The 13,016-nt window shown below is 41.9% G+C and carries 17 protein-coding genes; 3 read left to right on the top strand and 14 right to left on the bottom strand.

Features of this window, described 5'->3' with window-relative positions:
- Positions 1–37: 37 nt before the first annotated feature.
- From ACQY69_RS09355 to ACQY69_RS09340, 4 genes are all read right to left on the bottom strand, one after another.
- Positions 38–616, bottom strand: coding sequence for a TetR/AcrR family transcriptional regulator (locus ACQY69_RS09355; RefSeq protein ID WP_428260260.1), 579 nt, complete (start codon positions 614–616; stop codon positions 38–40).
- A 45-nt stretch (positions 617–661) separates the two neighbouring features.
- The gene (locus tag ACQY69_RS09350) at positions 662–976 is read right to left on the bottom strand and encodes a DMT family transporter (protein WP_428260259.1); all 315 of its coding nucleotides are present in this window, start codon (positions 974–976) and stop codon (positions 662–664) included.
- A gap of 1 nt (position 977) precedes the next feature.
- The gene (locus ACQY69_RS09345; protein ID WP_428260258.1) at positions 978–1,406 is read right to left on the bottom strand and encodes a DMT family transporter; all 429 of its coding nucleotides are present in this window, start codon (positions 1,404–1,406) and stop codon (positions 978–980) included.
- A gap of 595 nt (positions 1,407–2,001) precedes the next feature.
- On the bottom strand, positions 2,002–2,475 hold the full coding sequence (locus ACQY69_RS09340; RefSeq protein ID WP_428260257.1) for a pyridoxamine 5'-phosphate oxidase family protein: 474 nt from the start codon (positions 2,473–2,475) through the stop codon (positions 2,002–2,004).
- A 317-nt stretch (positions 2,476–2,792) separates the two neighbouring features.
- Here ACQY69_RS09340 and ACQY69_RS09335 point away from each other — a divergent pair, with 317 nt between their 5' ends.
- The gene (locus tag ACQY69_RS09335) at positions 2,793–3,233 is read left to right on the top strand and encodes a MarR family winged helix-turn-helix transcriptional regulator (RefSeq protein WP_428260256.1); all 441 of its coding nucleotides are present in this window, start codon (positions 2,793–2,795) and stop codon (positions 3,231–3,233) included.
- A 2-nt stretch (positions 3,234–3,235) separates the two neighbouring features.
- A complete protein-coding gene (locus tag ACQY69_RS09330; RefSeq protein ID WP_428260255.1) occupies positions 3,236–4,582 on the top strand; it encodes an MATE family efflux transporter in 1,347 nt (448 codons plus the stop codon).
- Between the two features lie 321 nt (positions 4,583–4,903).
- Here the strand turns inward: ACQY69_RS09330 and speB are convergent, their stop codons facing one another.
- Positions 4,904–5,824, bottom strand: a complete 921-nt coding sequence (gene speB, locus ACQY69_RS09325; protein ID WP_428260254.1) for an agmatinase — start codon at positions 5,822–5,824, stop codon at positions 4,904–4,906.
- Between the two features lie 83 nt (positions 5,825–5,907).
- On the opposite strand from speB, the gene ACQY69_RS09320 reads away from it, so the two are divergent.
- A complete protein-coding gene (locus ACQY69_RS09320) occupies positions 5,908–6,720 on the top strand; it encodes a MerR family transcriptional regulator (protein WP_428260253.1) in 813 nt (270 codons plus the stop codon).
- Between the two features lie 304 nt (positions 6,721–7,024).
- On the opposite strand, the gene ACQY69_RS09315 is transcribed toward ACQY69_RS09320, so the two are convergent.
- The 9 genes from ACQY69_RS09315 to ACQY69_RS09275 form a co-directional block, all read right to left on the bottom strand.
- Positions 7,025–8,448 (bottom strand): IS3 family transposase gene (locus ACQY69_RS09315; protein WP_428260252.1). Its coding sequence is split into 2 segments (ribosomal slippage): positions 7,025–7,959 and positions 7,959–8,448, totalling 1,425 coding nucleotides; the frame shifts between segments, so codons are not numbered across the junction.
- Between the two features lie 104 nt (positions 8,449–8,552).
- The gene (locus tag ACQY69_RS09310; RefSeq protein WP_428260251.1) at positions 8,553–8,801 is read right to left on the bottom strand and encodes a hypothetical protein; all 249 of its coding nucleotides are present in this window, start codon (positions 8,799–8,801) and stop codon (positions 8,553–8,555) included.
- A 39-nt stretch (positions 8,802–8,840) separates the two neighbouring features.
- Positions 8,841–9,062 (bottom strand): hypothetical protein, encoded by a 222-nt coding sequence (locus ACQY69_RS09305; protein WP_428260250.1) that lies wholly within the window; start codon positions 9,060–9,062, stop codon positions 8,841–8,843.
- A 37-nt stretch (positions 9,063–9,099) separates the two neighbouring features.
- Positions 9,100–9,672 carry a DUF4304 domain-containing protein gene (locus tag ACQY69_RS09300; RefSeq protein ID WP_428260249.1) on the bottom strand — a complete coding sequence of 191 codons (573 nt, stop codon included), beginning with the start codon at positions 9,670–9,672 and terminating at the stop codon, positions 9,100–9,102.
- Between the two features lie 67 nt (positions 9,673–9,739).
- The gene (locus tag ACQY69_RS09295; protein ID WP_428260248.1) at positions 9,740–10,069 is read right to left on the bottom strand and encodes a hypothetical protein; all 330 of its coding nucleotides are present in this window, start codon (positions 10,067–10,069) and stop codon (positions 9,740–9,742) included.
- An 88-nt stretch (positions 10,070–10,157) separates the two neighbouring features.
- Positions 10,158–11,195: a MobA/MobL family protein gene (locus ACQY69_RS09290; protein WP_428260247.1), complete on the bottom strand. Its 1,038-nt coding sequence runs from the start codon at positions 11,193–11,195 to the stop codon at positions 10,158–10,160.
- A gap of 103 nt (positions 11,196–11,298) precedes the next feature.
- Entirely contained in the window at positions 11,299–11,496 is a 198-nt protein-coding gene (locus tag ACQY69_RS09285) for a hypothetical protein (protein ID WP_428260246.1), read from the bottom strand.
- 117 nt (positions 11,497–11,613) lie between these two features.
- Positions 11,614–12,594, bottom strand: a complete 981-nt coding sequence (locus ACQY69_RS09280) for a DUF6017 domain-containing protein (RefSeq protein WP_428260245.1) — start codon at positions 12,592–12,594, stop codon at positions 11,614–11,616.
- An 80-nt stretch (positions 12,595–12,674) separates the two neighbouring features.
- Positions 12,675–12,947 (bottom strand): hypothetical protein, encoded by a 273-nt coding sequence (locus ACQY69_RS09275; RefSeq protein WP_428260244.1) that lies wholly within the window; start codon positions 12,945–12,947, stop codon positions 12,675–12,677.
- Between the last annotated feature and the right edge of the window lie 69 nt (positions 12,948–13,016).

Here is a 13,016-nt window from a genome sequence, read left to right as displayed (position 1 = left end):
CGCAAGATTGTAATGTAAAATTTCTGTTAACGCCTCTCTATCTTTTTATGCCGTTCCAGAAGACTTTCCAGACTTCCCGGAATTTTTCCTCATAAGCCTGGCGGGAGTCGTTGAGCATGTGGAAGAACATACCATCCAGTATACATATAAATGCCTGAGTCACCGTTTCCCCGGAGAGGAATATCTCCGGCTCTCTTTCAACGGCCTCATATATCACCTTCCGCATCTCATCCTCTCCTTCCCTGTAAAAATTCGTGAAGAGCTCTTCGAATTGCGGCGGCGGCGCGAAAAAGTACCGTCTGAGAAAGCGGCCTTCCTCCGTGCCGTAGAAGTATTCGTTCATCATCTTCATCAGCCCCTGCAGCTTCTCTTCAGCAGGCATAGGCCTGATTTCCGCCGCGTATCGGCGAATGAACCGACGGTACTCGCCGAATACGAAATCGCAGACGCTGATGAACAGCGTCTCCTTTCCCGAAAAATACGCGTACATGGATGGAGCCTTGATATGGACCCGTCCTGCCAGCTCTCTCATGGAAGCTTTTTCATATCCGCTTTCCGCGAACAGGACGATAGCCTCGTCCAGTATTTTCTGTCTCGTCTCCTCACCTTTTTTCACGACTGCCTCCCGATCCCGCGGCTATTCTCTCCGCCGCGGATTTATTCATGACACCAGCTTCAATCCTATCACGCATATTATTATACCACTCACCAACAGTATTTTCCTCATGTCTTTAGACTCCTTGAAGAGGAACATCCCCATCAGGACACTTCCCGCGGAGCCAATTCCCGTCCATACCGCATATCCGACGCTGATGGGTATGCCCCTGAGAGCCGCGTACAGCAGGGATACGCTGAAAAATATGAACATGAAGCAGAGGAGAGTATACTTGAGCTTCGTGAAGCCCTCCGACTTCTTTACATTATATACCACGCCGATCTCCATACAACCCGACAAAATGATTATCAGCCAGCTCATATCATCTGCCTCCTTCCTTCCCTGTCTCGCAGGCAGCCTTTCCCGCTTGACCTGCAGCTTCAGCAGCTTGGCCAGCGATCCCGCCCGTCCGGCACTCAGCTTCGCCAGCCTTTCTCTCCGGTATGAATTTCAGACCGATTATGCAACCTATCAACGCCGCGATAAGCAAAACTTTCAGCAGACTGAAATGATCTCCGAGGAACGCCATCCCCACTACCACTGTTCCGACAGATCCTATCCCTGTAAAAACAGCATATGCCGTCGAAACAGGGATGCCCGTCAACGATTTTGAGAACAACCAGAAACTGATCATCAGCATCGCTGCCACAGCGACCACCATCCCCGGCCTCACGTCACCATCTATGAGAGACACTCCTGTGGCCCAGCCAATTTCCATGAAGCTTCCTGCGATAAGATATATCCAAGACATGTTTACCTCCTTTGATATATGCATTTTTCTTTTTTGACTTATTTTTTAACTAACGTTAGTTAGATTTTTATAGCGAAATTATCCTACCATATCCTCCATGGAATGTAAAGGTGTTTTTTGAGGGATGTTTCAGCTCCGCTTTGCTCTAAATTGCAAAATACCTAAGCCTTGTAAAAAACTTTGGTTCCGCTGGCGTATGTGGATGGCCTCCCTTGCCGGATATCACGAAATCCTTCATGATCCGGCACCTCTGACACGGGTTCTTGCCGGATTCTCAGTCGGGCCCGATTCTCCGGCAGCCTTGACACAGCTCCTTGCCGAATCTCACGTTTTAAATCAAAATCCGGCAAGGGGCGTGCCGGATTTTCTGTTTCTTGTATTTTTTCGGCAATCGATTTCAAATATTTTCCACATCAGGATCGTCAACTTGCCAGGAAATAAAATTTCCCCGGTTCTTCCTGCCGAATTTTCTTTTTAGAACGGAAATCCGGCACAACGCCGTGTTGACGCTGCCGAAAAATGCTTTGATTTGCAAACTCCGGCAACAAGACTCCAACGGAAATGCATCTCGCCGGATCTGCGGCAGCCCGCGTCTTTATGGTGTCCCCTTCTTGCCTGTGATGTGCTCCAGTTCTATGACAAAAGCCTGCACCTCATCCCAGGAAGCATTGATGTACTTGCGTCCGCCTTCTTCGAAGCCCTTGGAGTATTTGTCTATCATCAGCTCCAGAGCCCTGCGCTTTTCCTGCTCACCCTTCGCCGGTCTGACCCTGCCGAAGGCCACGGTACTGAGGAACAGGCAATTATATGCGTCCGGGACGATATCCGCTTTGGTCACCACACAGAAGGACGCCTTGTCGCTGCGCTTTATGGCATCCACCTTGTGTCCCTCTGTAGCGCCATGGAAATATATCTTATTGTCGTCGAATACGAAATTCACCGGGACTGTATAAGGATAATCGTCGTCCCCGTCCAGCGCCATTACGCCATACCGGGCCTTTTCCAACATTTCCAGAGCCTGTTCCTGAGGCAGCTGGTTATCTTCTTTCAGTCGCATTTCTCTGAACATTTCTTCCCTCCTCATCATTTTCAGAATCAACCGTATTTTCTTAAATCATATAATCAAATCCCTGCTTTCGCAAGTCCTAATTTAAGCCATTTTCATCTGCCTCAATAGCCCCATCGGGAAGAGATACACGACAGTAAGCCCGCTATTATTCTGGCTGATCCGGCCTGCACTTTTCTTGACTCCGTAAATTCTTGACTCCGCAAAATAGTTAAGCTATAATAAATATTATTGCTTAACTATTTTGTTCGCATGATTTTCCACGTCAGCTGCAGACAGGACAAACAGACAAAAGGAAAATCAAAGGAAAGGAGGGTCCAATGGATCTGCGAAAATCACTGGACAAATTTTACTACAGCACGGCGCTGTGTGATCTGCGTCTGATGAACAAACAGTTTGTCGACGAAAATATAACATACAACAGCCTCCTCTATCTGGAGCTTATTTTTACGATGAATGGCAAATGTACTGCATCGCAGATAGCGGATCTGCTTCACATCTCGAAACCTGCAGTGACTCTGAAGATCAACGAGCTGATCCGAAAAGGTCTGGTGACCAAGGAGCCTGACCCCAAGGACCGCCGCAAGAACTGCCTTTTTGTCAATGAGGAGGCCATCCCGAAATACAAGGTCTACAGGATGCAGGACAACGAAGCCATAAAACGGATCACGGAAAAATATACGTCAGAGGATGTCAGCAAATTCTGTGACATGCTCGACATGATCTCACAAATCAACTTTGAAGAGATAAATGGAGGCTGATCATGGAAAAACTATCATCTAGCGGATTTTTATCGGGCCCCATCCTTCCCACACTTACCCGATTTTCCCTGCCTATACTGCTGGCCCTGATACTGCAGGCTCTCTACGGAGCCGTAGATCTATGGGCGGTAGGCACCTTCTGCGGAGCAGCCGATGTCTCAGCCGTATCCACCGGCAGCCAGACGATGCTCATCGTGACTGGGCTCGTGACCGGGCTTTCCATGGGGACCACCGTGCTTTTGGGGCAAAAAATAGGGCAAAACGACGGTCATGGAGCTGCCAGAGTGATCACTACCAGTCTCTGGATATTCCTTGTACTGGCGGTCCTGCTGAGCATCATAACCATCCTGACCGCGGAAACCATCGCGTCAGTTATGAACGCTCCTCCCGAAGCATTCGAAAAGACAGTACATTACATCCAGATCTGCGGCGCCGGCAGCATATTCATCGTAGGATATAACCTGATAAGTGCGATTTTTCGCGGCATGGGGAATTCCAAAGCGCCGCTCCTCTTTGTAGTCGTAGCCTGCGTCACTAATATAATCGGCGATATAGCACTGATAAAGCTTTTCCATATGGGAACAGAGGGGGTAGCCATAGCTACTATAGCAGCGCAGGCAGTAAGCGTCTTCCTCTCAGCTGTCGTGATAAAGAAAAAGGGGCTGCCATTCCCTTTCTCAAAAAGTTCCATCGCGCCTGATAAAAAGACGGCGCTTTCCGTCATCAGACTCGGCTCACCGATAGCGCTGCAGGATATGTGCAATGAAATTTCATATCTGATCCTTCTGGGCTTTGTGAACGCGCTGGGTGTGACCATTTCCGCCGGCGTCGGCATTGCGGAAAAGCTGGTGATGTTCATGTTGCTGATCCCCATGTCTTATATGCAGGCCATCTCCGCTTTCGTCGCTCAGAATTCCGGAGCCGGGCAAAATGAGCGGGCTGTCAGGACCATGTGGACCGGTCTTCGTACAGCAATTATCCTCGGTGGCTCTATTTCCGCTTTCGCCTTTTTCCAGGGAGATCTGCTGTCGACCGCCTTCATAGACGACGCTCCTGTCATCGCCGCCTCCGCCGAATTCCTGAAAGCTACATCCATAGAATGCTTCGTCCTCTCCATCGCCTACTGCTTTACCGGATACTTCAACGGACTCGGGAAAACGACTTTTGTGATGGCCCAGGGGTTATGCGCCATCTTCCTTGTGAAGATACCTTACGCCTGGTTCGCCAGCTCCCGGCCTGAGCCTGTCCTCTTCAATATCGGGTTCTCGACAGTGCTGGCGGCGCTGTTCACACTGGCAGCCTGTGTCGCTTACTATATCCTGCGCGCCCGCAAAGGCCAGCGCATTTAAGGTGCGTTCTTTGAAATCCCAAAGAACGCATAGGCGCCTTTTCGCATAAAGCATTCGTTTTGCTTCGTACATTATGGCACTATAAAAAAATCCCCCGATTCCAAGGGTTGGAATTCGGGGGATGTCCACACGAATGTGTTTTGCAAGGCTCGTTCCTCGCCGGGATAGGTCTCCCTATCTCTTCGGTAATTGAAATTAACGTTTGGATAGCTGAAAACCCTTGATTTTCAAGGACTCTACAACCAATTGTTGCAAGTAAGCTGCAAGTGCAGAATGCTTCAGACTATGCCTTAGTGTCATTTATCATACCTTTTTGTATTCTCACATATCATCACGTGAAAAGTACCCAAATAATTCAGCTATAAGTCTCATTGCAGCCCATGAAGTAATGTTATTTACATCTAGATCCGGTGCAACTTCTACAATGTCCATAGCCTTTATAGGCAAAACTTCCAGCATCATCTGGAACAATCTTATAAGCTGTTCACTTGTCAATCCTCCAGGCTGCGGAGTCCCAGTTCCAGGTGCATATGCAGGGTCCAACACATCGATATCTATTGTCAAATAAACAGCATCATAACCGTCAAACTTACTTTTCAGTTTTTCAAGTACACTTTCAACACCTTCTTTGTGTACTTCTTTCGCTTTTACTACTGTAATTCCAGGGTTCTTGGATATGGTTTCAAGCTCAGACACCTCTGCAACACGAATACCTACAAAGAATAAGTCCTCACCTGTAATTATTGTTTCCAGACTTCTTGCTTCTGTACAGGCATGAGACCATTTGTGTCCATCATACTGATCACATAAATCATAATGCGCATCAAAATGGATTATTCCTATCTTTGCATTTTCCTTTTTCTCTTTCTGATATTTTCCAAAGGCCTGATGCAATGGAATAGTTACAGAATGATCTCCGCCCAAGAACAGGCAGAAATTATCTGTGCTCATTAATTTGTAGGCTTCTTCAGCCACAGTAGCAAAATATCTGTTCCAATCCAGCTCTACCTGAATGTCGCCGATATCATACAAAATATCCTCTTTTATAATCACATCATCTTCTGTTATGTCCGACATATCCACAGATAAATTTCTCATTGTTTCCGGACCTTTTGCTGCCCCTTTGTTAAGACTTACGGCATTGTCAAAAGGAACACCCATAATGCAGATTTTTGCCTCTTCTTTAGTTTCTGCACCCCATCTGAGCCATGAATCTTTCAACAGTCTTGAATTTTCTAACATAAAATCGCTCCTCTCATGCTATTGTGCTTCGTTAAATTCGAGTATATACTATGGAGTAACCCCATAGTCAAGAGGTGTTTAAGATGAAATATAATAAGAAAATTACATATAGTACTGGCGAATTTGCATCACATTTTGGTATAAAAAAAGACACTTTGTTTTATTATGATAAAATCAATCTGTTTTCTCCTGCCGGTGTAATGGAAAATGGCTACCGCTATTATACAGCTTCTCAAATCGAACCATTTCGTACACTGCTTTCATTTCGTGAACTTAATGTTCCCATAAAAAAACTTGATGATTATTTCCGGAATCCTTCTCCGGAGAAACTTGAGTCTTTATCATTATCACAGCTTGACCAAATAAAAGCTGAGATGGAAAAACTGGTACAGATTCAGAATCATCTTACACAGATCACAAATGCACTGCAGGAGGCTAGTGAAGCAGAAACAGATAAAGTTCTCGTCCAAAATCTCCCTCCTGTATATCTACTTTGCAGTGAAAAAACAGATGGCTCGCTTGAAACTTCAGAACAACAATGGGCAGAAATACATGATTCTTTTATTAAGCTGACTGATATATCCGGGCTTACCAACACGGGTTCTGTGATAGCAGAATCCGATATAATAAATGGCAATTTTGACCGCATCAGCTTCTTATATGCAGAAAGTCCTACGCCTACTGAACACCTTCGAGAAGGCGGCCTCTATGCAGTTTATTATCACAAAGGTAATTATGATAAAGTCAAATATTCTTACCTACACATGCTACAGCAGATTGCTGATTTAGGCTTCACTCCTGTAGGAGACGCTTATGAAGAATATCTGATTTCAGAGGCAGCAACAAAAAATGAAGAAGAATATATGACGAAGATTCTAATACAGATAAAAAAATAACTCCTGACGATTCCAAGGGTTGGAATTTGTCCGGGGTTTTCCACACGAATGTGATTTGCGACTGAGTTCGCGTTTTCCATTGAAAGCGAATTGCGTCGTTGGTCGCCAACGGATAACTTCGTTATCCTCCTACACAGCTTCGCTACTACGCTGCCCGTTTTGCCGACAAATCGCTAACGCTCTTTGGGCAAAATGGCGCTCGTGAAGTGCTGCGACATTTTTATAAAAAAGACACCTTGGATAATGAGGTGACCCCCAAAAGTTAGACTTTTTAGCGTAGCAGTTATAAGCTGCTACGCTGTTTTTATGCAGCAATAGCTGATTGCCTGTATTCAACAGGGCTTTTCCATTCTAATTTCTTTTTAATACGTTTTTCATTGTAATATACAATATATTTTTCGATAGCTTCTTTTAACTCTTCAAAACTGTAATAGGTATTCCCATAGTACATTTCCTGCTTTAATATGCCAAAGAAATTCTCCATAACGGAATTGTCATAACAGTTTCCTTTCCGGGACATACTTTGAAAGATTTTGTTCTCTTTCAATCTGTTACAGTATACCGTCATCTGATATGCCCATCCTCTGTCAGAGTGAAATGTCCTTCTGTATTGACAATCAGATGTCACTTCAATTGCTTTCTTTTGGGCAGATAATATACTTGCTGCAGAAGGAGTTTTGCTGATTGAATAGCTCATTATTTCACCGTTAAACATATCAAGGAACGGATCGAGGTATAACTTCTTGATCGTAATTCTACCTTTTCCATCAATTTCATAATACTTAAATTCGGTGGTATCGGTAGTGATCTTTTGATGCGCTATTTTAGTGTGAAATCTTCGGTTTATTCTATTTGGTGCGATTCTTCCCACATTGCCTTTGTATGAATTGTAGCGTCTGCTCTTCCTTGTGTATGATGTTACCTGCAAACCGAGTTTCTGCATTATTCGCTGCACTTTCTTTTTGTTGACACAAATGCCTTCTCTTTGAAGCATCGCTTTCATACGTCGATATCCAAAATCTTTATGTTCGTTGTGTAAGTCAAGGATATGTTTTTCCAGTTCTTTATTCGGATCTACTCTGTCAAAACGCTTTTGCCAATACATATATGTCGATTTAGGAAAACCTACTACTGCGAGAATCTCTTTTAATCTGAATTCTTCTCGGAGGCTGTGGATGATTCTCGCTGTTTTTTCAGAAGAGCTTCTTCCTCTAAACGCAGCCTCCTCAGTTCTTTTAAATATGCATTCTCTATCCTGAGTTTCAACAGTTCATCTTCCAGTTGTTTTACATATTCTTTGCTTGTATCTACAGTTCCTTCATCTGCAGATTGACTCTTCCTTTTTTGATTTGTATCTTTCGCCATTGATTTTTTCCGACCTTTCTTCTTAGGCCTCAAAGCATCAGGTCCTGCAATTCTAAAATCATTGACCCACCTGGTGATAAGTGTAGGGTTGTTCATGCCTTGTGACAGTGCCAATTCTTGATACGAGACTTCACTTGTCAGATACAATTCTACTACATGAAGTTTGAATTCAAAAGAATATGTTTTCTTTTCTCTGGAACGTATTAACCCGGCGTCCCCAAACTCCTGATAATTTTTAACCCATCTGCAAACTTGTTTGTGAGATTCAACACCATACTTTTGAGATAAATACCTATAACCACCTTCACCTTTAAGATAAGCTTCTACTACAGATTTCTTAAATTTAAAACTATATTTTGCCATGAAAAAACCGACCTCCCATCTGTTAGATTTTAGGTCTAACTTTTGGGGGTCGGTTCATCCACAGCACGGGCATTTATATTTCTTTTTCATATTCTTAGCTCCCTTTAGAACTTATATGTATAAAACGTCCAAACACCGTTACTAGCTTCAACAGCTATAAACTCATAGTCATTTCCATCAACAGAAATCTTTTTTACTGCGCAGGATAGAATCTGACCACATGCATTTTTAATTTTTCCTCGCTTGCCTGTCGATACCCATTCATATTCAAATGGATTTATACCAAGCAATCTTATATTAGTTTCTGTCCCTGTTGTTTCCTGTTGCCACGTCTTTGTTTTGTATGCTTTCATTTCTGACCATCCCTATTCAGAGTAACATCTTCTGTAACATTAGCCTTTTATATAGTTGACCAAAAGTATAAGTCCCACTATAACACTTAGAATAAGCTCAATTGCTATTTGTGTATCATATATTTTCTCTGCCGAAGACTTCTTTTCCGGCTTATCTTTTATATTATATATTTGATCACCATCCAGGGTTTCAATAAAATCAGGTTGATACTCTGCCTCTAACTTTATCTCATCAATCCCTCTATTGTTTTTCTCATCCATGTCCTAACTTACCTTCACAAAACAGCTCATTATGTATTTATCCTTCGCATTCAATATGTTTTTCTATCTCATCGCGGAGTTGATCAAAATAACTACCATCTTTATCGGCTATAATACGCCCCACTTCTCTGTAGTATCCCATGTCACAAAGCAACCTACAAGTGTAATAATGATCAACGGGAATATTGGTGTATTTTCCTGCTTCCCCATTTATAATCATTTCTATAAATTTTTCTTTTGAATCAATCATATCTAATACCATGGAAGCTTCATTTAATGCAAGTTCAACTTGTTTCAATATATCATTCGTTTCTATTGTAGAGTCAATCAAATACTCTCCCTTATTATACTGGGTTCTATTGCGGAATTGACATTCATATTCTTTAAACTTCATGTTAGTAAGGACATCCTCTACCTCCATATAAATTCCATAATTGATATAGAACACTATTTCTTCTGCGGTGTTCCATTTCGATCTTTGGAAATTAATTATTTTTCCTAGTCCATCATTACTAATGTATCTAAAGTTATTACCATCTTTTTTCCATCCATAGGGCTTAAATTTTTCTTTAAAAACCGTTGAGACTATTTCTTTAAATACTTTATCCATATATACCCCTTTCCATTTTAATACTTTTATTGATACAACCGCGGATATTTATCGCTATTTCACAAAGCTATATAACCATTTCTTTATCAAGGTTTATAAGTATCCATTCTACATTTTCCAAATAGATTTCCCCTGTTGTGTCAGCAAGTATATATTCTGTTCCATCCGAAAGAACATTTACATTCTCTCCTAATTCTTTTATTACTTCTGAAATTTGATGATATATAACGTTTTCAAAAGAGTACTCAACACAATACAGGTCTGGGAACTTCCAATACTGCTCTACCACTGCAATTTTCATATCTGTAATGCACTTTGAAATAATGTTTTCAAACCCTGTTAAATATTTTAATGCTTCTTCTTCATTATTTGCACGGACAAAAGTTCTAATAAACATATACTCCTCCAAACTATTAATACATTTATTATATCAAAATCGCCATCAAAGGAAATACTCTCCTGGATTTTTCCTTTTGGAGGGTATACTATCTTTCCCATTCTTTATCAGCTTTGGTTTTCACTCTTGGTCTGCATCTCTCCAATAATCTGTAAAAGAAATCTTCACCCGGTTTAGGCCGGCTATCCTTTGATAACATTATCCATCTGTTAAAGAAATTCACTAATGTCGTAATGGCCTTATCCACAATTCTTTCATATCTGTTTCCAATTGCTTCCCCTGTTTTGTATATTTCCTGTAGTGGTTTCTGTATTTCTTCTTTCTTTATCTCACGGATATTCTCCGCTGGCATTCGCTCTGCAACCTGCGATGCTATATCATTCCATTCCAGCACCATCCTGTTGTTTGCTTTGATGTTTTTCTCGTTCGGATTATTTTTTCCGATCTTCTTCATCGGCAGATATATACCATCTTTGTTGAAGACTTTCAGTTTTTCATTTTCATCATTTATCCGTTCATTTATAAGTTCTGCGTAAGCGACTTTTATCTCTTTCAGAAAATCTTTATCTTTAAACTGTTTTATCTTTTTATCAAAGAAGCGTTCTTCATACACTTCTCCTTTCTTGATGGTTTTGCATCCTGCTCTTATATCTCCTGTATCATTCAGTATCTCTTTTTTCGTTCTGCAGCGATGCCCACTTTCATCATAGAACAGGTTTCTTGAAGCTATTTTCCGTTCAGGTTCATCCAGCATCTTCCGTTCAGAAAATATCATATGGATATGGTAATTGGTTTTGGCTTTGTTATGGTGCAATGCCGCTATACATTCCACTCCGTACCTGTTCTTGAAGAAATCCACATATTCCTTTAACAGCTCCTGTGGATCATATTTAACATGATTCTCTGGTAATGCAATGATCAATTCTCTTGCTTCAATACACTTACCGGAAGTTCCGCTTTTCTTGAACTCTGTCTGATTCTCTTTCGTCAGCTTACTCCAGAAAGGCCGCTCACAAGTGCTGTACACTGCATACAGGTTTTCCTGCTTTGCAGTACTTGTGATATAAGTGATGCGACCCCTGACATTGGATAGCTTGTTCATGCTGATATATACATGTCTTTCCATACTTCGCATCTCCTTTCTGCCCCAGCCCCGCAGGGCGAAATACCCAAAGAACAAATCTGCGATTTGTGCGAGGGGTGTATTTCGCTCTCATGCGCCGAGGGCTCTAATCTGGTTTGATTTCTTCAGTATTATTATCTGAACGCTTGCTTTTATAGTTCGGACAATTGACTATTACAGCTCTGAAGCTCTGCTTGCATTCATGGATGCACTTCCTGCATTTATCGTTATAGGTTCTTCTTCCGGTTTTTTCATCTATGAAGAATGCCCACTCTTCTTTTTCTCTTTTACTCAATCTAGGCAATATGTACCACCTCCATTTTTTATGTCATGATTTGGTGCGTTTTTTAACAATAATCGCCTCGCTGGCGAAGCTTTTTTCGTTCTTTGATGTCTTGAGTATACCTTTCATACCTGAAGCTTAATTTGCAACTTTCAGGTCATGGTTTACTGCGAGTTCATAATAATTATCCATCGTTGCAGGAGCATTAAAGAGTGTTGTTATAAGAAACGCTCTTGTATTAGCAGCACCGCCTGTATAGTTTCCAAGAGATTCGAGAACATATTTGATGCTGTTGATATCAAGCTTCCGATATCTGTCTTTAACAAACTCTGTATCTCGCTGCTCGCCATTTACTGCAATGCTTGATTTGCTGGAAGTTAGCACCTCTGTAGCCAGCTCCACTATTTCCATCAGTTGCAGTTGTTTTCTCGGATAGTCTATTATCAGACTTTCATAATCAATTTGATTCATGAATTTCTTCTTCGCTTCTATGATAGATGAGAAATCTTTTGTAGTATTCTCTGTTGTATTCTTTGTATTTGTCCGTGACTCCAGACCCTGAGCCTCCGGTATTGATGCACTGACCCTCAAGTTTTCATCCTCTGAGCCTCCGGTTTCTATTCCCTGAGGGTCACCGACAATAAGGAGATTTCTCTCATTGTTATCGTTAACGTCATTGTCATCAGACTCATCCTCCGCCATAAGCAACCGTATCATTTCCGGAACGACTTCTATATAGAGAACGTTGCCATACTTTGTCCCTTTAATAGTTTCATTTCTCAGGTGCTTAACTATATATCCTCCATCTTCCAGTCGCTTAAGTGCACTCTTCACTTGATCGTACGAGAAATTGAACTTGCTACAAAGTTCTTTAATGTTCTTCTGAAGATAGTCCTTCTTAAATTTCTTGTTCCATTCAATCTGACCTGTCTTAGATTTTGTTTCTTTTGGCCTGTACCAGTACAGGAGTTCTGACAGGATTATTATTGCAACAGTATCCGGTCTTCCACTGCCTAGTGTTATTTTTCTGAACCAGGAAGCAGGCACTATGTTTCCGGTAATATTAATTTGTCCTATTGCATCAACAATCGGATTCCCTGATGAAACTATTGTTTGCATAGCATTACCTCCTCCCTTTCTCAATTATTTCGCCTAATCCATGCAAAATTTTACCTGCCGCCAAGCAAGGCTGCATTCACTTAGATTGCAGCCTTTACTCTTTTATTATCGACTTCTCTGAAATAACCTGTTTCTTCCCACACTTTTTTGTCCGGACAATAGTAATTGAATTCGGATGACGCCCCTATCTTCTTAGCATATCCAAACTTCAGCCACCCTTCCTGCAGTCCGATTCTGATATACTGTGCATCCTTCCCGATTGCTTCAGCAATCTCTCTGATTGGTACGTTCCTCCCCGTGAAATTCGGAAACTCAACATACACTTTCTGTTCTCCGCTTTTAATCATATTCATCTTTTGTACCCCCCCCTTTCGTTTCGTATATGCGTCTTATCAATTCGTATCATAGGTGCTATACTTATT

Source organism: Gallibacter sp. Marseille-QA0791 (genome assembly GCF_965119705.1).
Lineage (GTDB): Bacteria > Bacillota > Clostridia > Peptostreptococcales > Anaerovoracaceae > Lentihominibacter > Lentihominibacter excrementipullorum.
This window is presented reverse-complemented; position numbering and strand designations above follow the sequence as displayed.